This window comes from Larkinella insperata (genome assembly GCF_026248825.1).
Taxonomy (GTDB): domain Bacteria; phylum Bacteroidota; class Bacteroidia; order Cytophagales; family Spirosomataceae; genus Larkinella; species Larkinella insperata.
In genome coordinates this window covers 6,152,644-6,169,635 of record NZ_CP110973.1, presented here as the reverse complement: position 1 = coordinate 6,169,635, position 16,992 = coordinate 6,152,644, and the positions used below count along the sequence as shown (strand labels likewise).

The window sequence follows — 16,992 nt, the reverse complement described above, 5'->3', positions numbered from 1 at the left end:
TTCCAGGGTTAAAAACCATCCGGACCCGCCAACCATTCCGCCCGTTACAACCATCTTACATCGTTGCTTTTTTCGCTTCGTACTCCTTCGTTTCCAGTTTGTTTTCCTGGTATTTCGACGGGCATTTCAGGAGAATTTTATCGGCACGGAAGTGATCACCATCCATTGAGCCGATAACGACCACCTGCTCTGAACGGTCGAAATCCTGCGGTTTGGGGGCATTGTAAACCACCTTCTGCGTACGGTTTTCGTTGTCGACCAGCGTAAATTCGAAGTGATTGGGATCAATCTGGGGTTGATACACCATGTTGGTAATCTGGCCTTGTGGGTCTTTGGTCAGCTTGCCGACAACGTGAACACCGTCATTTTCACCACTTTGGGCCATTTCAGCCGCCTGCGTGAAGGAAACGTATGAACTGGCATCTCCGGCCGTTGAGATGATGATACCAATGGCCAGCGCAATGATGATAATCCCAAGAATATGTGTTTTTTTCATTTTTATACAGGAAAGAATTGGAGAAGGAAAGATTAGGAATGATGACTGAAATGCGAATGACAACAATCAGTTTTTCCTCATTCGTTTCTCCTTTTCGCTTAGCAAGGGTTCACTTAATCTCTTTTTCCAGCTTACTGATTTTCGTGTCCAGTCGGATGAGGTAAATAAGTACCCCAGCAAACGTGACCAGAAAAACGGCCACTACAACCCAGATTTTACCATCGGCCCGCAGCCGGTCGGCCATCTCAATCTCCTGAGCCTGGCTGCTGAACGACAGCAACAGTAAAAAGCAAAGAACCAGAAATCTATGTAGCATACAGTGAGCAGTGTAAAGTGATAACAAGTTTAAACGGTTAATCATTCCGCAGTGGAATGCGCTTTGGGCAAGGAATCGTTGACGTTGTCCAGCCGGTCGCGCAGTCGGCGTAGGCGGACGCGCAACTGCGTAATCCAGACGCCAATCAGCGTCATCCCGATCACGCTCGGGTACAGCACCAGCCGCATCCCGTTGTCCATATCGTATTGTCCGAAGGCCGGGTTGCCGCCGTTGCCCGGGTGCAGCGAGTCGGTCAGGCGGGGCAGCACAAAGATGAGCGGTACGAAGACCGCAAAGGCGAAAATGTTATAAATCGCCGAAACCCGCGCGCGCCGGAGTTCATCGTCAAACGAATTCCGGAGGATCAGGTAGGCGAAATACATCAGCATCCCGACCGCCACGCTGTTCAGCTTGGGGTCGTTCGGCCAGGGATCACCCCAGGTAACGCTGGCCCAGAGCGAGCCGGTTGCGCAGCCCAGAATACCGTATAAGATGGCGCTGTTGGCAAATTCAACGGAAATATGATCGTCGTCCAGACGGCCTTTGCGCAGGTAGCGTATGGCGAAAATCATGGAAGTCAGCATCAGAATTACCATCGAAAACCACAACGGTACGTGGAAGTAAACGTTGCGAATGCTCTCGTTCAGAATGGGTTGCCGGGGAACGTCACCCATCAGACCGACCCAGATCACGTACGTCATGATGACGACGGCCAGGGCTTTCCACCAATGTTTTTTCATAGTCATTTTAACTTCTCCACAAATAGGGAAACAACATTACCGATAACGCCAGGACGATGGCGTCAATTGCCAGTAAAGTACCGATTTCGTCCAGACTAACGCTACGGTCTAATCCATCAAGTGCGTTTTTTGATACACGAATCAGCATCAACAGCAACGGAAGTACCACCGGAAAGCTCAGCACCGCCATCAGCGTTGCGCTGTTTTCGGCCTTGGAAGCAATGCCCGCCACCAGCGTCAGCGAAGCGGCAAACCCGACGGCTCCCAGCAGCAGGTTGAGCACAAACAGCGGCATGTCCATGTCCTGCCCGGGTACGCCCATCACCAGCGTGTAAATGCTGAACCCAAGCCCCGCCAGCACCAGCATCAGCATCGTATTGTACAGAATTTTGGACAGGATTATTTTCTGCGGACTGATCAGCGTATAGTAATACAAAAGCCGTCCGGAACGTTCCTGCACGAAGCTTTTGGCAATCGCATTGATGGCCGTAAAGAGCAGAATGATCCAGAACAAGGCGTTCCAGACCATCGGGGTCAGTTGATTCCGGCGCAGACTAAAGCTTAGAAAACAGACGAAAACCGTGCTTACAATGTAAAGCAGCATCCCGTTCAGGGCGTAGCGTTGCCGCCACTCCAGTCGAAATTCTTTGCCGATCAGGACACCAATCTGTTGCATTGCTAGCCTTGGGCATCAGCCCGTCAATCGTTCGGAAATGAAGTACTTCTTACTAATTAGTTATACCAGATTTTACAAAATTACAACACAAACCCCAGTTCCGCTTGATAAGAAAGCCGGTTTTTTCGCAAAATCGGCAAGAAGCTTGTAACAAAGAGCCGGGTTTTCGGAATCCATTGCTTTCAACTATTTTTGCCGTTTAGGTCCTCCGGTTCGTAGTACCCGCATTTTTTAAATTATTTCTTGTGAAAGCGAATGGATAAGGCGTAACTTGCGTTAATTTGTAATAATTCTAAATAATTTTGGAACGACTATGGCCCAACTGAAAGAGAGCATACGCAGTGTGGCAGATTTGAAGCCCGGTGAAAAAGCCGTGATCCGGTCGTTTCGTGATCAGTGGATGTCGTTGAAGTTGCTGGAAATGGGATGCCTACCCGGAACCGAGGTTTCGCTGCACTGCAAAGCGCCCCTGGGTGATCCGATTTGTCTGAATGTTTCCGGATATTGTCTCTCCATGCGGAAGGCCGAAGCCGCAACCATTTTGGTCGACTAACATGAACTGTATAGATCGGAACTGCCCGCCGGTTCCGGCTATCAATACTTATTGAATCGTTGAAATCAAAACCAGTCATCGCCCTGGTGGGCAATCCGAACTCCGGAAAATCATCGCTGTTTAATCAACTGACCGGTCTGCGCCAGAAAGTGGGCAACTTCCCCGGGGTGACGGTCGATAAGAAGTCGGGGACGGCCTTTCTAAACGGAACAACCGAAGTCCTGATCGTCGATCTGCCGGGGGTGTATAGCATTTACCCCAAGTCGCTGGACGAGCAGGTAGTTACCGATATCCTGGCCAACCCCGGCCATCCCGACTACCCGGATGTTGCCGTTGTGGTGGTGGATGCCTCCAACCTAAACCGTAATCTCCTGCTTTTTAGTCAAATTCAGGATTTGGGCGTGCCGGTGATCATGGCACTCAACATGCTGGATATTGCCCGGCAGCAGCAACTGGAAATCAACGCGGTCCGGTTGTCGATGCAACTGGGCGTGCCGGTTGTGAAAATCAACGCGCGGGTGGGCGAGGGGCTCGACCTGCTGAAAAAAGCCGTTGAGCAGCAACTAAGCGAGCCGGTAGTGACCAGCAAGCTTTTTTTTGATCCCACGCAGGCTACCGTCTCTCCGGGGCTGGACATGAAGGGCCTGATCTCCGATGTGCGGGAGAACTACCGCCTGGACAACAATTACGTTGCCCTGCAATACCTCATTCAACACGACGGTTTTACGTTTCTCGATCAACCGCAGCGGGTTCGGCTGGACGGTCTGATTGATCAGTACGGTTTTAACGAGCTGGATTTTCAGGCCAAAGAAACCATCGGCCGTTACGAGCGGATTGGCGAAGTGGCCAAAGAAGCCGTTACCAACAACCGCCCGCTCGACCAGCCCACTTGGAGCCAGCGGATTGACCGGATTCTACTGCATCCGTTCTGGGGGTACGCCATTTTTCTGACCATCTTGCTGCTGATCTTCCAGGCTATTTTTGCCTGGGCGCAACCGTTTGTCGATGGAATTGACGAAGGGGTAGCCTGGATAAACACGACCCTGCACGAACAGCTACCCGAAGGCCCGCTGACCGATCTGCTGACCGACGGAATTATCGCCGGTGTGGGGGGCGTCGTGGTATTTATCCCGCAGATCGCCTTTTTGTTTTTTCTGGTTTCGTTGCTGGAAGAGTCCGGCTACATGTCGCGCGTGATGGTTCTGATGGACCGTATTATGCGGCAGTTTGGCCTGAACGGGCGGAGTGTCGTTCCCCTGATATCGGGAGTCGCCTGCGCGGTGCCGGCCATCATGGCTACCCGCAGCATCGGCTCCTGGCGCGAACGGCTGATTACGATTCTGGTGACACCGCTAATGAGCTGCTCCGCCCGCTTGCCCATTTATACCATCCTGATTGCCCTGGTTGTGCCGGAAAAAACCGTACTGGGTTTTCTGAATATGCAGGGTCTGGTGATGATGGGACTTTATCTGCTGGGCCTGGTGGCTGCGCTGGTAGCCGCTTACGTCTTTAAAAAACTGGTTAAGGCGCGCGACAAAGGATTGTTTGTGATGGAATTGCCAACTTACAAGTGGCCGCGCTGGAATCACGTTGGCATCACGGTGTGGGACAGCGTGAAATCGTTTGTCTGGCAGGCTGGGCGGGTTATTGTTGCCATTTCCATCGTACTCTGGGTGCTGGCTTCCTACGGCCCCGGCGATGATATGGAGCAGGCCGAAAACCGGGCGCGGCAGCAGTACCGTAGCCTCCCAACCGAACAAATTGAAAACCGGGTTGCTTCCGAACGGCTTGAAGCGTCGTACGCCGGACGGTTCGGAAGAATCCTCGAACCCGCCATTAAGCCGCTGGGCTACGACTGGAAAATTGGCATTGCCCTCATCAGCTCGTTTGCCGCCCGCGAAGTATTCGTCGGAACCATTGCGACGATTTACAGCATTGGCAGCGCCGATGGGGAAAATGAGAGTACGGTTCGGCAGAAGCTGGCATCGGAAGTAAATCCGGAGACGGGCGGCCCGATGTATACTCCGGCGGTAGCGTTTTCGCTGTTAGTCTTTTACGTTTTTGCGATGATGTGTATGAGCACCATTGCTACTGTTTACCGCGAAACAAAAGGTTGGAAGTGGCCGCTGATTCAGCTGGGGTATATGAGCGTGCTGGCTTATGTTTCCGCTTTTCTGGTTTACCAGCTGATGAAATAAAAAAACAGATTTCAAAAAGAGCAGCAGGCACTTGGGGCCGCATCTCTGCATGAAATCTGTTTCTTATATTTAATTCTTTAAGGTTTTGTCGGTCACCAGAGCAGTCCTTTCGAGATGATCGGATAAACAAAGTGAAAAAGAATGTAAGCAAAAATCATGACGGTCAATACGCCAAGTAAGGAGATCTGATCAATTTCAAAACGGACCCGACGCCCTGGGCGACTTACTTTCCATTCTTTGGGGACACTATTTCTCATGGTAACTTACAAATTATGGTGTGGTGTAACTCGGTGTTGGATATAGTGCAAATTTGGACAATCAGCCCGATTCTGTTAAGCGTATAACTACGCGATTTCAAATTCGAGTAGTTATACCATCCCTGATTCAACTGATCTACTTAACTATTTTCAAATTCCATTCCATTTAAAGGACAATGCCTATTCTATTAAGGAACAATAGGTACACTGTTGATCATTAGTCGGTTACGTATGAAATGGGGCGTTAAAAGCTTACGCATCACAGTACTGTCTACCGGAAAAAAGACCTTATTTGTGGAATAGTTTCTACACTCCCTGGGAATCCCTTACACACCTAATGACCCTGCGTTATTTACGAGGGTTGGAAGTGGTTTGGATTGAGTAAGGAAATATTTTTTGAAAAAATAGCTATCTGCCTGATTCTGCCGGGTTAATCCTTTTGAAAGAGTGAAGTGCCTTATTCAAAAACGGTGGATTAATCCCACCGTAGTGACTCGATGATATCTTGCGCGGTCAGACCGATTTGCCCGCGCTGGTGGGCTACCCGATCGCCCGCCCGCCCGTGTTCGAAAACCCCCAGCACGGCAGCTTCCACCGGATCATACCCCTGCGCGAGCAAGCCCGTCAGGATACCCGTCAGCACGTCGCCGGTGCCCCCAGTGCTCATGCCAGGGTTACCGGTTGAGTTAAAATGGGTCGTTCCGTCGGGGGTGGCAATGGCCGAGTAAGCGCCTTTCAGCACCACGACCAGGCGGTTTCGCTGGGCGAAATCCCGCAAAATACCCAATTTGTCATAATCACTGGTCCAGCGCCGGGTCAACCGCTCAAATTCCTTCGGGTGCGGAGTCAAAATGCTGTTCTTAGGAATTTTAGCAATCAACTCACGGTTCTGAGCGACCAGATTAAGGGCGTCAGCGTCGATCACCAGCGGTTTCTGGGCATCGGAAAGTAATTTGGTGAGCATGGCCAGCGTTTCGGGGGCCGTACCGATACCGGGACCAACCCCAATGGCTGCGTACTTACTCAGATCAATCTCTTCCAGTTCAGGCTGGCCCGTCAGGATGTGCTGATGACCGTCGGGCTGGCACATGGCCTCGGGAACGGTGGTCTGGATAATATCGTAGCCGCAGCGGGGCACCTGCACCGTCAACAGGCCAACCCCCGACCGCAGGCACGCCCGGGAAGCCAGCACTGCCGCCCCGATTTTGCCGTAGCTCCCGGCAAACAGCAGGGCGTGACCAAACGAACCTTTGTGGGAAAAGCGGCTCCGGGGCCGCAGCAGATGCCGAACCTCTTTTTCGGTCGTGTAAAAGTACGTGGTGGGTGTCCGGTCGATAAACGTTCGGCTCAGGTTAATGTCGACTACGTGCCATTCTCCCACATACTGACTTTGGGACGGTAGCAAAAATGCCAGCTTGGGCAGTTGAAAGGTAACGGTATAGTCGGGCCGGATAATCGTAGCGTTGGGGCCGTTGGCCGAGTCAGAAAAAAGGCCACTGGCAATATCGACGGCTACCACGGTGGCCGGACTGTGGTTAATGGCATCGATCACCGATTGCACAATGCCCTCCGTCGTCCGCGATAACCCCGACCCCAGAATGGCGTCAATGACCACTTCACGGTTGCGAATCACCGGAATATCGCGTTCGTTTTCAATGTAACTAATGGGGGCAATCAGTTTCAGACGCCGGTGGTTGTGCATAAAGTCGTCCGATTCGCGGGGCGCATACCGAACCACGTACGTCTGAACCTTGTATTCCAATTGCGTCAGCAGACGAGCAATGGCCAGACCGTCGCCCCCGTTGTTGCCCAAACCGCAGAACACCCGAACCGGACGGTTTTTGTCAAAACGCGCCGTGTACCAGTCCGTAAAAGCCTGCGCGGCCCGTTCCATGAGGTTAATAGGGGCAACGGGTTGGTGTTCGATGGTATATTGGTCGAGGGCGCGCGTTTGTTCAACGTTGAGAATCTTCATTAGCGAAAAATTGACGGGATAAGCGGTTATGGTGGCGAAATAGCTAAAAACCTCGTCAGCATCCAAACCGTTTGTTCAGCAATTTATTTCAGCCCAACCCTTTATAAAACGGAAATTAATCCCTACATTTGCGGCTTATAAAGAAATTTCATACCCCCGAAGATATCTACGGTCATGAGTGAATTAATTAAACTGGTCGAAGCTGACAACGCAAGCCGCCGGGAAGGTTTTCCGGACTTCCAATCAGGCGATACAGTCAATGTACACGTTAAAATCCGCGAAGGAAACAAAGAGCGGATTCAGGTTTACTCGGGTACGGTGATTCAGCGCCGGAATCCGAACTCCAACGGAGAGACGTTTACGGTACGTAAAATTTCAAACGGTGTGGGTGTAGAACGGATTTTCCCGGTTCTTTCTCCGAACATCGATAAAGTTGAAGTGGTTCGTCTGGGTAGAGTTCGTCGCGCTCGTTTGTTTTACCTACGCGGCCGTCAAGGCAAAGCTGCACGTATTAAGGAGCGGAAAGCAAAAAGTCGGCAGCCACAGGCATAAGCTCTGTTGTGACTTACGAACAAGAAGCTGTCTGGAAAGACGGCTTTTTTTGTACCCAAAAAGTAAGGAGTTGAGCACTGGCTGTTCCAGACTATTCCGCAGAGCACCGCTTAACTCCTCATTTTTACCGACCATCTTTCTTCCTAGCCATGATTGACTTTTTCAAATACCAAGGAACCGGCAACGATTTTATCCTCATTGACGACCGTACCGAAACATTTCCCATCTCCCAGGAACGGATTGCCCGGCTGTGTCACCGGCGTTTTGGAATCGGTGCAGACGGGCTGATCCTGCTCCGAAATCATCCAGAGTACGACTTTCAGATGGTTTACTTCAATTCCGACGGTGCGGAAGGCAGCATGTGCGGCAACGGAGGACGGTGCATCGTTCGATTTGCGCACGATCTGGGGCTATTTGAAAAAGAAACGCGTTTTGTGGCCGTCGATGGCGAACACCAGGCCGTGGTGAACGGGGGAGAAGTGTCGCTGAAGATGAACGAAATTGCCGGGATTGAGCAGCACGCAGACTATGCCTTCCTGAATACCGGTTCTCCGCATTACGTAAAAGTGGTGGAAGATATCGAGTCGATGGATGTCGTTGCGGAAGGCCGCCCGGTTCGGTACAGTGAGCGGTTTGCTCCCGGGGGAACCAACGCCAATTTTATGGAGCCGATCGGTGAGGATACCTTGTTTGTCCGGACGTATGAACGGGGCGTAGAAGATGAAACGTATTCCTGCGGGACTGGCGTGACGGCATCGGCACTGGTGGCGCATCGCCAGCTCGGGATGCAAAGCCCCGTGTCGATCCGGACCCTGGGCGGCAACCTGCGCGTTTCGTTCGTCGCCCACGACAACGATCACTTCAGCGATTTATACCTGATTGGCCCCGCCGTCCGGGTTTACAGCGGTTCGGTTGATGCCTGAGGCTTATTCGTCAACACCCAGAATACCACCCTTCAGGTGATACATAGTCTTGGCCTGTAGTTCGGGGTGGCGGCAGAAATCCTTGGCCGCCACCCGGCTCCGGATCCCATTGGTGCAGACAACAATCACGTTGTCGTAGGGAAGCAGATAATGGCGCTTGTCCCGGATCTCGGCCAGCGGAATGTTCAGCCCACCGATATTAAACTCCTCAAATTCCCACTCATCGCGGACGTCGACAATGACGGTTTCCGGCTCCATCACTAGCGTCTCCATTTCTTCCGTCGTAATGTCGGTATACGTTTTCTGGCTCACGGTATCAAGGTTGGTGTGGATCATCCGACTTACTGAAATAAGTAACACAAAATAGACAAGGGGTGTTTTGCCCGTCCCGGAATTCTTGCCGGAATAGTAGATGGTTTTCATTCGACCTTTCCACCTAGCCGTCGAAGCTGTCCTAGATATAGGCTAATGAGAGAACGTTTCGTTAAAATACCTGCCAACTTGTCATATTTATCGGCTCTGGAACAGTTCTTGGTACCGTATCGACGTCAGATTATTTCCGTCAATCATACTAATTTCACTTGTTATGAACTCGACCATACAGGAAAAAGGTCAAATTTCAATTCATACGGAAAACATCTTTCCGATCATCAAGAAATTTCTCTATTCCGATCACGAGATTTTTCTGAGGGAGCTGGTTTCCAATGCCGTTGATGCTTCCCAAAAACTGAAAAAGCTGGCGGGGTTCGGCGAGTTCAACGGGGAGTTGGGCGAGCAGAAAGTAACCGTAACCCTTAACGAAGAAGCGAAGACGATTACCGTCAGCGACCGGGGCATCGGTATGACGGCGGAAGAAATTAAAAAGTACATCAACCAGATTGCTTTTTCGGGAGCGTCGGAATTTCTGGAGAAATACAAAGATAAACTCGATGAAAAGGGCGCCATCATCGGCCATTTTGGCTTAGGGTTTTACTCGGCTTTTATGGTGGCTCAGCAGGTTGAAATTGTGACCAAATCCTACCGCGAGGGCTCGGAAGCGGCCCGCTGGATTTGCGACGGTTCCACCGAGTTTGAGATTACGCAGGCCGAACGCGACGAACACGGCACAGACGTGATTCTGCACATTGCGCCGGATTCGGAAGAGTTTCTGGATAAAAACCGGCTGCGGGCTATTCTGGAAAAATACGGTCGTTTTCTGCCCATCCCCATTGAGTTTGACGGGACAACGATCAACAATACCGCACCCATCTGGACGAAGTCACCGTCTGAATTAACGGATGAAGATTATCAGAACTTCTACAAAGAACTCTATCCGATGTCGGAAGAGCCGTTGTTCTGGATTCACCTGAACGTTGATTATCCGTTTAACCTGACGGGGGTGCTGTATTTCCCACGGCTGAAAAACGATTTCCAGATCCGGCGCGAAAAGATTCAGTTGTACAGTCGGCAGGTGTTTATCACGGACGAGGTAAAAGACATCGTCCCCGACTTTCTGATGATGCTGCACGGCGTGATTGATTCACCCGATATTCCGCTGAACGTTTCCCGGAGCTTCCTGCAAGCCGACAGCAACGTTAAGAAAATCAACGGCTACATCACGCGTAAAGTTGCGGACAAACTTTCTGAAATTTTCCGGAACGACCGCGCGGGCTTCGAGCAGAAGTTTGATGATATTGGCCTGTTTGTCAAGTACGGGATCATCAGCGACGACAAATTCTACGAAAAAGCCAAGGATTTCTGCCTGGTGAAAACTGTAGACGGCAAGTACTTCACGTTTGAAGAGTTTACCGAAGCCGTTAAGGAAAACCAAACGGACAAAAACGGAACAGCTGTCTGGTTGTATACCAACGACCGTCAGAAGCAGGACGGGTTTATCGATTCGGCCAAAAAGCGTGGCTACGAAGTCCTGCTGTTTGATACCGTCATCGACAGCCACTTTATCAACACGCTGGAGTACAAGCTTGAAAAAACCAGCCTGAAGCGGGTTGACTCCGATACGTTCGACAAACTGATTGATAAAGGGCTGAATAACGAAAGCGTCTTATCGGAAGACGATCGGAACAATCTGAAAACGTTGTTTGAAGAAGTTCTGGACAACAAGACCGCATCAGTTTCCGTCGAAGCCATGCCAACCGACGAACTACCGGTTATCATTACGTTGCCGGAGTTTTTCCGTCGAATGAAAGACATGTCGGCGCTGAGCGGAGAACGCAGCATGTTTGGCCCGATGCCGGATAGTTACAACGTGGCCGTTAACGCCAACCACCCGCTGGCTGACCGCATCCTGAAAATAGGCGATGCCGGTGAGCAAAAGGTGCTGATTAAGCAAAGCCTGGATCTGGCCAAACTGGCGCAAGGAATGCTTTCCGGTTCTGACCTGACGGCGTTTATCCGCCGGACCGTCGAGACGCTGTAACCCAGCCGGCCTTCTCAAACGAGTTTCACCATTAATAAGCGGACGGCTTTTCGAAGCCGTCCGCTTTTCTTTTTACGGCTATTGAACAGTCCGTCCGTACTTGGCCGCGTATAAGTGTTTAGACTGTCCAACCCAGTTCTCCCGCTCAATGCGGTCAGGGAAAAACTCGATGATGTCGCTGAGTTTTTCCACGTCTTCCGCGGTAAAGTTGGCCAACTGCCGGAAGCTATGAATGCCGAGCGTGTTTAGCTTGCGTTCAAAGAAAGGGCCAACGCCCACAATTTCCTTCAAGTCATCGGCCTCTTCCAGGGTTGCATACCCAATTCGGTTAAAGTTTAATTCTGACGCCCGGGAGGCAAGCTTCTTCCAGACAGCGTCTTCACTCGTAGCAGCTTGCTTGAAAACGGGTTTCGGGACCAATAGGGAAGAATTTACGCTGGTAGTTGTCTCTTTTCGGTTGCGCTGGCATTCATCCAACGCTACTTCATGTTCGGCCAGTCGGGCTCGTAAGTCATGAATGCGGCCGTTGGTTAGCAGTCGGGCGAGGAAGTAACCGACCAAAGCGGCAAAGGCTAACAAGAGTAGGATTTCGGAAATGGCAACGCCCCGGTTGAACGGATCTAGATGAAACATAGGATGAAAAGTTTTAAATCAAACGGTGGAGATTAGACGCTGTGTTTCTGGCGGTGCAACGCTCTTGCCTGACCAATCCAGTCTTCGCGTTCGATGCGGTCGGGAAAAAACTCGATGATGTCGCTGAGTTTCTGAATGTCTTCGGCGGTAAAATTGGCTAGTTGACGAAAGGTGTAGATGCGCAGACTATGCAGTTTTTTCTCGAAGAAAGGACCGATGCCGTTGATTTCTTTGAGATCGTCGGATTCGGCATCAGTCGCCAGGCCAATCCGGGTAAAGTTCAATTCTGACGCCCGGGAGGCAATGCGCTGCAAAATCTCATTCTCCCGCTGGTTCGCCGTGGTTTTCCGGCAATCTGCGACAAGGAGTTCCGCGGTATGAACCTGCTCTTCAAGTTGATGAATGGTTGCTTTCCGGGCGATGTATCCAATGATAAAGCCCAGTGTGCCGGCGACCACCAACATAATCCAGTGCTGTAGGGTGGCATCAGGCAGCTGATGGGGATTCATTTCAAACATGGTGCAAACGAATTAAGATGAAAGAAAGTGGTTATTTTGTCACGACAACGGAGGTTCGGCGATTGGCCCGGCGACCGTCTGCGGTGTTGTTGGAGGCAACCGGCCGGGATTCCCCTTTGCCTGCAACTTCAATCTGGCTGGAAGCAATACCGGCCTGAATAAACTGCGTTTTTACGGCAGCGGCCCGCTTTTTCGAGAGCATCAGGTTAAGCGCATCAGGCCCGCTGTTATCGGTATGGCCGGTTACCAGCAGTTTCTGATCGGGGTGCTCTTTCAGGTAGGCTTTAGTTCGCTCCAGAAACTCCGTCGTCTCGGCGGTCTGGATGTAATCGGTTTTTCCGGTGTTGAAATAAAGGTCCATCGGCTCGAAGATGGAGGTAAACGTGGCACCGTTGGCCAGACTATCTTCCCCGGTCGGCTTATTGCCTTTGACCAGAACGGCATCTGGAAAAGCGAACTGAACACCACCGTAGAGCGAGTCACCGGCGGGCGTAAAAGACAGGTTCGACTTCTCAATACCAACGATCTGAAACTGATTTTCGGGAACTCCTAAACCGGTCAGGTAAGCCCGGATGCTGCTGGCCCGGGCCGCACCCAGATTCGGTTCAGAAGTCGTGTTGTGTTCTCTACCGTCGTAAAAACCCGTCAGTTGCAGTTGCTTACCGGGATTCGATTTCAGGTATAAGGCCAGCGAATCGAGCAACGGAAGGACACTGTTGAAGTTGGCATCCGCGCCAGATTTTGCAAAAGCCAAATGTCCGGGTGAATGAAATGTTGCCGAAGGCCCGTCGGAAAATTGTAGGGCGGGAATTATAAACGTCGTAGTTGGAACGCTAACAGACACCGTGGTAGAAGGCTCACGGTCGGCCGGGCATAACTGTTTGATGTGGCAAACGTGCCAGTAGGTTGAACCACCCATCCAAAGAAGCAGCAGAACAGCCCAGGGCGTTTTTGTGGTGAACATGAAAGTACAGAAAATTTGAAGGTTGCAATGTATCCTTATGACGGAGGGCACTGCGGAAAGTCATTCAAATTCAATGCTTTTGTCAACACAAATAAAAAGCCGTACCAGCGTCTGGGTAGACACGGGTACGGCTTTTCGGTTAAAGCTTAGCGAATAAACCGATTTTAGCGGTTCATCGAAACCAGGAATTCGTCATTGTTTCGGGTTCCGCGCATCCGGTCGAGCAGGAAGTCCATGGACTCCATCGGATTCATGTCGGCCATGTGTTTGCGAAGGATCCAGGTACGTTGCAGGGTTTCTTTGTCGAGCAGCAGATCCTCGCGACGGGTACCCGAAGCCTGCACATCAACGGCTGGGTAAACGCGCTTGTTCGACAGTTTCCGGTCGAGCTGGAGTTCCATGTTACCCGTTCCCTTGAACTCTTCAAAAATTACTTCGTCCATTTTGGAACCGGTGTCGATCAGGGCCGTGGCGATGATGGTCAGCGAACCGCCGTTCTCAACGTTCCGGGCAGCCCCGAAGAACCGCTTGGGTTTGTGCAGCGCATTGGCATCCACACCACCCGACAGGATTTTACCCGACGACGGTACAACGGTATTGTAAGCCCGCGCCAGACGCGTAATCGAGTCGAGCAGAATTACCACGTCGTGACCACATTCTACCATCCGTTTGGCTTTTTCCAGGACCATCGATGATACTTTTACGTGCCGCTCCGCCTGCTCGTCGAACGTGGACGAAATAACCTCCGCGTTAACGCTACGGGCCATGTCGGTAACCTCTTCCGGCCGCTCGTCAATCAGCAGAATGATGAGGTAAACTTCCGGGTGATTTTTCGTAATGGCGTTGGCGATATCCTTGAGCAAAACCGTCTTACCGGTTTTAGGCTGAGCCACGATCATTCCGCGTTGGCCCTTACCGATGGGGGCAAAGAGGTCAACAATCCGGGTTGAATACTGATCCGGGCGGTAGCTCAGGTTCAGTTTTTCTTCCGGGAAAAGCGGAGTCAGGTACTCAAACGGGATCCGGTCGCGGATTTCTTCCGTAGTCTTCCCGTTGACGGACGACACGCGCAGCAGAGCGAAGTATTTTTCCCCTTCTTTTGGCGGGCGAATCTGTCCCCGAACCGTGTCTCCGGTTTTCAGACCGAAGAGTTTGATTTGTGACGGTGATACATATATGTCGTCCGGGCTGGCGAGGTAGTTGTAATCTGCCGAGCGCAGGAAGCCGTAGCCGCCGTCGGACATAATTTCCAGAACTCCCTCGTTTTCGATAATCCCGTCGAACTCCCGAACGTGCTGGTTATACTGCCGACGAATGCGGTTGGTATAATCGTCCGGGCGCGTAATGTCGCGTTGCTGACGCTCGGCTTGTACGGAGGGCTGCGGGGCAGAAACCGTTGGTTCGGGCTGAGCCACCTGAGCGGGAGCTTCCGAAACCTCGGGGCTAACTGCCGGAATTTCAGGTTCAGCCGCCGGTGTTTCGACCGGAGCTGTATAAAAATCATCGGCCTCTGGTTCGATGGAAAGGTCCAGTGCCGGTTGTTCCAGTTCGTTTTTCCGATTCCGCGGTTGCTCCGGACGAGCCATGCGGTCGGGAAGGCCGGGTTTTCTTTCGGCTGGTTTTCCGTTGGTTGCTGCCGCCGGTGTTTCTTCCGACAAGCCCTCATCTTTACGGATGCGTTGCCGAACCCGGCGGGCGTCCTGCGGATCAGTTTGTTCGTTCCGGGCGGGACGACCGACGTTTTGCTCTGGTCCACGGCGGTTTTGTGGCCGGTTGCTGGGCTGTTCGGTGGCGCGTCCGTTTCTCGGCGTATTTTCCCGCGTAGGACGGTTCGCAGGGTTACTGCGTTCTTCGGTACGATTATTTGGGGCCGGAGCCGGTGCTTCGGGTTGTTCAGGGGCTGGAGCCGATGCTGGTGGAGCAACTTCCTGGGATGCTACCGGTTCCGGTGTTGCTTCGGCTACCACTGGTGCCGGTTCCTGCCGGGTACGGCGCCCTTTGCGCGCTGCCGGAGCAGCCACAGCGCCGGGCTCGGCATTTTCTGCAGCAGCCGGTACCGGATCCGGTAGCAAGGCTTGCTGATCCAATATTTTGTAAACCAGCTCCTTTTTGTTCAATTTACTAATGTCGCGAATGCTGAACGATTCAGCAATCACTCTCAATTCTGATAAGAGTTTCAGTTCGAGTTCTTCCTTATTATACATAAAAAGCCAGAGTAAGCAAAGAGGGCTTTACTTGATAAGTGTGAGATAATGTCGCTAGTTGAATCGTCGTTACGGCGAACGGGGATGAATGAATCCAAACGGGGAAAATAGTGCTTAAATGTTTTCGATAACTACAAGTCAGATGATTTGCATGACCTATACACTTGCGGCAACTGTTTCGGTATACAGACACAACAACGCGAATGCGTGTGCGGTTTAACAGGACAGTCTGGTCAGGTGAATTTGGCTGGCAGCCTCAGATTACATGGATAAAAGGCAGAACACCCGAGAAACGGTGTCAGAACCTATGTGACCACAATGTTAAGATATTAATCCCGCTTTGTCAATAAGAACGCGCAAAACCTGCAAATGTTTTGACGAATAATTAAAATCAGTGAGTATTTTCCTCACTAATGATCGAGCGGATACTAGGTCTGCGGTCTCAAATACAACGTTCGCGATGGGAGGGCAAACTCCCCGCTATGAGACTTAACAATCTCCAGCAATCGATAGTTCACGGTCTCCTTAATCTTGTTGAATTCCCGCCAGTCGCCGGTCGCTACGTAAAACTGAACCAGGATATCGAGTGAACTTTCCCCGAACGCATCGAACTGAATGAGCGCCGGGCTCTGGCTGGTTTCGGGCTGGCTGTCAAGATACTGACGAATGTCGTCGACGATGGCCCGGAGCGTCTCCGCGGGGGTGTCGAGCGTAAGCCGTAGGAAATACTTCGCCCGGCGCTGGCTGCGCTGGGTCATGTTGTCGAGTGATTGCGAGATCATGAGCCGGTTTGGAACGGCAATCTGGCTGCCGTCGTCGGTTCGTAGCCGGGTGCTGCGAAAACCGATTTTTTCAACGGTTCCCGTAACCTGGTTCGGGCCGGTTCCGGCGGTAACGGTGTCACCTGTAATGAACGGGCGGTCGAGCAAAATGGCGAAGGAAGCAAACAGATTTTCGAGGGTTTCGCGGGCCGCCAGGGCAATGGCCAGACCACCGATCCCCAAACTGGTGACAAGGGCAATGACGTTAACGTCGAAGACGATGCTGAGGGTAGCAAAAAAGGTGATGGCCGACACCGCCATAATCATCAGATCGCGAACAAACGGCACCAGTTGGTCGTCGAGTTTGGTTTCGGTCAGTTCAGCTCGTTTCTGGAAGATCAGCCCCACGAATTTGACAAACCGAATGGCAATCCAGGACAGCGTAAGCATCAGGACGGTCTGGTACAACCGGATCAGGACGAAGCGGTAGCCAAATTCCGTCGGCGGAGCCAGGCCCCATTCGTTGGGGACAGCCAGGCGATTGAAGGCCAGAAAAAGCATGAGCAGCAGAATCAGAAACTCGATGGGCTGCCGCATCAGCCGGATGAAGTCGCTGACGGGAATCGCACCGGAATCGGGCTTTACCAATCGGTAAAAAAAACGGCTCAGCAGCATCGACAACACCCGTTTCAGCACCAGCGCCAGTAAGATAAGGATGGCAAAGACCAGCAGATTTCCAACAGAATTGCCCAATAACTCCTGCTTAAGCCATAATTCCAGTGATTCCATGCTGCATTTTAAGCATTTTTA

At 51.7% G+C, this 16,992-nt stretch carries 16 protein-coding genes; 5 read left to right on the top strand and 11 right to left on the bottom strand.

Going from position 1 to position 16,992, the window contains the following annotated elements:
* Positions 1 to 55: 55 nt before the first annotated feature.
* The 4 genes from OQ371_RS24900 to OQ371_RS24885 form a co-directional block, all read right to left on the bottom strand.
* Positions 56 to 496 carry a cytochrome c maturation protein CcmE domain-containing protein gene (locus tag OQ371_RS24900; RefSeq protein ID WP_265991163.1) on the bottom strand — a complete coding sequence of 147 codons (441 nt, stop codon included), beginning with the start codon at positions 494 to 496 and terminating at the stop codon, positions 56 to 58.
* Positions 497 to 605: 109 nt separating this feature from the next.
* Entirely contained in the window at positions 606 to 812 is a 207-nt protein-coding gene (locus OQ371_RS24895) for a CcmD family protein (RefSeq protein ID WP_265991162.1), read from the bottom strand.
* Between the two features lie 41 nt (positions 813 to 853).
* Positions 854 to 1,552: a cytochrome c biogenesis protein CcsA gene (gene ccsA / locus OQ371_RS24890; protein ID WP_265991161.1), complete on the bottom strand. Its 699-nt coding sequence runs from the start codon at positions 1,550 to 1,552 to the stop codon at positions 854 to 856.
* Between the two features lie 7 nt (positions 1,553 to 1,559).
* Positions 1,560 to 2,228, bottom strand: a complete 669-nt coding sequence (locus OQ371_RS24885; protein WP_265991160.1) for a heme exporter protein CcmB — start codon at positions 2,226 to 2,228, stop codon at positions 1,560 to 1,562.
* Between the two features lie 313 nt (positions 2,229 to 2,541).
* On the opposite strand from OQ371_RS24885, the gene OQ371_RS24880 reads away from it, so the two are divergent.
* On the top strand, positions 2,542 to 2,781 hold the full coding sequence (locus OQ371_RS24880; RefSeq protein WP_265991159.1) for a FeoA family protein: 240 nt from the start codon (positions 2,542 to 2,544) through the stop codon (positions 2,779 to 2,781).
* 59 nt (positions 2,782 to 2,840) lie between these two features.
* On the top strand, positions 2,841 to 4,979 hold the full coding sequence (gene feoB, locus OQ371_RS24875; RefSeq protein ID WP_265991158.1) for a ferrous iron transport protein B: 2,139 nt from the start codon (positions 2,841 to 2,843) through the stop codon (positions 4,977 to 4,979).
* A 732-nt stretch (positions 4,980 to 5,711) separates the two neighbouring features.
* Here feoB and OQ371_RS24870 read toward each other — a convergent pair.
* Positions 5,712 to 7,211, bottom strand: a complete 1,500-nt coding sequence (locus OQ371_RS24870) for an NAD(P)H-hydrate dehydratase (RefSeq protein WP_265991157.1) — start codon at positions 7,209 to 7,211, stop codon at positions 5,712 to 5,714.
* Positions 7,212 to 7,385: 174 nt separating this feature from the next.
* Between OQ371_RS24870 and rplS the strand changes: the two genes are divergently transcribed.
* Complete coding sequence (rplS, locus tag OQ371_RS24865) at positions 7,386 to 7,763, top strand: 50S ribosomal protein L19 (protein ID WP_265991156.1); 378 nt, start codon at positions 7,386 to 7,388, stop codon at positions 7,761 to 7,763.
* A gap of 152 nt (positions 7,764 to 7,915) precedes the next feature.
* Positions 7,916 to 8,686 carry a diaminopimelate epimerase gene (dapF, locus tag OQ371_RS24860; RefSeq protein ID WP_265994357.1) on the top strand — a complete coding sequence of 257 codons (771 nt, stop codon included), beginning with the start codon at positions 7,916 to 7,918 and terminating at the stop codon, positions 8,684 to 8,686.
* Between the two features lie 3 nt (positions 8,687 to 8,689).
* Here the strand turns inward: dapF and OQ371_RS24855 are convergent, their stop codons facing one another.
* Complete coding sequence (locus tag OQ371_RS24855; protein WP_310586601.1) at positions 8,690 to 9,109, bottom strand: rhodanese-like domain-containing protein; 420 nt, start codon at positions 9,107 to 9,109, stop codon at positions 8,690 to 8,692.
* 163 nt (positions 9,110 to 9,272) lie between these two features.
* On the opposite strand from OQ371_RS24855, the gene htpG reads away from it, so the two are divergent.
* Complete coding sequence (gene htpG / locus OQ371_RS24850) at positions 9,273 to 11,102, top strand: molecular chaperone HtpG (RefSeq protein WP_265991155.1); 1,830 nt, start codon at positions 9,273 to 9,275, stop codon at positions 11,100 to 11,102.
* A gap of 78 nt (positions 11,103 to 11,180) precedes the next feature.
* Here the strand turns inward: htpG and OQ371_RS24845 are convergent, their stop codons facing one another.
* The 5 genes from OQ371_RS24845 to OQ371_RS24825 form a co-directional block, all read right to left on the bottom strand.
* A complete protein-coding gene (locus OQ371_RS24845) occupies positions 11,181 to 11,735 on the bottom strand; it encodes a helix-hairpin-helix domain-containing protein (RefSeq protein WP_265991154.1) in 555 nt (184 codons plus the stop codon).
* Between the two features lie 32 nt (positions 11,736 to 11,767).
* Complete coding sequence (locus OQ371_RS24840; protein ID WP_310586600.1) at positions 11,768 to 12,244, bottom strand: helix-hairpin-helix domain-containing protein; 477 nt, start codon at positions 12,242 to 12,244, stop codon at positions 11,768 to 11,770.
* 40 nt (positions 12,245 to 12,284) lie between these two features.
* Positions 12,285 to 13,007, bottom strand: coding sequence for an OmpA family protein (locus OQ371_RS24835; protein ID WP_265991152.1), 723 nt, complete (start codon positions 13,005 to 13,007; stop codon positions 12,285 to 12,287).
* A gap of 374 nt (positions 13,008 to 13,381) precedes the next feature.
* Positions 13,382 to 15,421 (bottom strand): transcription termination factor Rho, encoded by a 2,040-nt coding sequence (gene rho / locus OQ371_RS24830; RefSeq protein WP_265991151.1) that lies wholly within the window; start codon positions 15,419 to 15,421, stop codon positions 13,382 to 13,384.
* 428 nt (positions 15,422 to 15,849) lie between these two features.
* Positions 15,850 to 16,971, bottom strand: coding sequence for a mechanosensitive ion channel family protein (locus OQ371_RS24825; protein WP_265991150.1), 1,122 nt, complete (start codon positions 16,969 to 16,971; stop codon positions 15,850 to 15,852).
* Between the last annotated feature and the right edge of the window lie 21 nt (positions 16,972 to 16,992).

Excerpts from the sequence above, each read along its gene's own strand:
- OQ371_RS24900 (WP_265991163.1), bottom strand. The coding sequence starts at position 496 with ATGAAAAAAACACATATTCTTGGGATTATCATCATTGCGCTGGCCATT.
- OQ371_RS24895 (WP_265991162.1), bottom strand. The coding sequence starts at position 812 with ATGCTACATAGATTTCTGGTTCTTTGCTTTTTACTGTTGCTGTCGTTC.
- ccsA (WP_265991161.1), bottom strand. The coding sequence starts at position 1,552 with ATGAAAAAACATTGGTGGAAAGCCCTGGCCGTCGTCATCATGACGTAC.
- OQ371_RS24885 (WP_265991160.1), bottom strand. The coding sequence starts at position 2,228 with ATGCAACAGATTGGTGTCCTGATCGGCAAAGAATTTCGACTGGAGTGG.
- OQ371_RS24880 (WP_265991159.1), top strand. The coding sequence starts at position 2,542 with ATGGCCCAACTGAAAGAGAGCATACGCAGTGTGGCAGATTTGAAGCCC.
- OQ371_RS24870 (WP_265991157.1), bottom strand. The coding sequence starts at position 7,211 with ATGAAGATTCTCAACGTTGAACAAACGCGCGCCCTCGACCAATATACC.
- rplS (WP_265991156.1), top strand. The coding sequence starts at position 7,386 with ATGAGTGAATTAATTAAACTGGTCGAAGCTGACAACGCAAGCCGCCGG.
- OQ371_RS24855 (WP_310586601.1), bottom strand. The coding sequence starts at position 9,109 with ATGAAAACCATCTACTATTCCGGCAAGAATTCCGGGACGGGCAAAACA.
- htpG (WP_265991155.1), top strand. The coding sequence starts at position 9,273 with ATGAACTCGACCATACAGGAAAAAGGTCAAATTTCAATTCATACGGAA.
- OQ371_RS24845 (WP_265991154.1), bottom strand. The coding sequence starts at position 11,735 with ATGTTTCATCTAGATCCGTTCAACCGGGGCGTTGCCATTTCCGAAATC.
- OQ371_RS24840 (WP_310586600.1), bottom strand. The coding sequence starts at position 12,244 with ATGAATCCCCATCAGCTGCCTGATGCCACCCTACAGCACTGGATTATG.
- rho (WP_265991151.1), bottom strand. The coding sequence starts at position 15,421 with ATGTATAATAAGGAAGAACTCGAACTGAAACTCTTATCAGAATTGAGA.
- OQ371_RS24825 (WP_265991150.1), bottom strand. The coding sequence starts at position 16,971 with ATGGAATCACTGGAATTATGGCTTAAGCAGGAGTTATTGGGCAATTCT.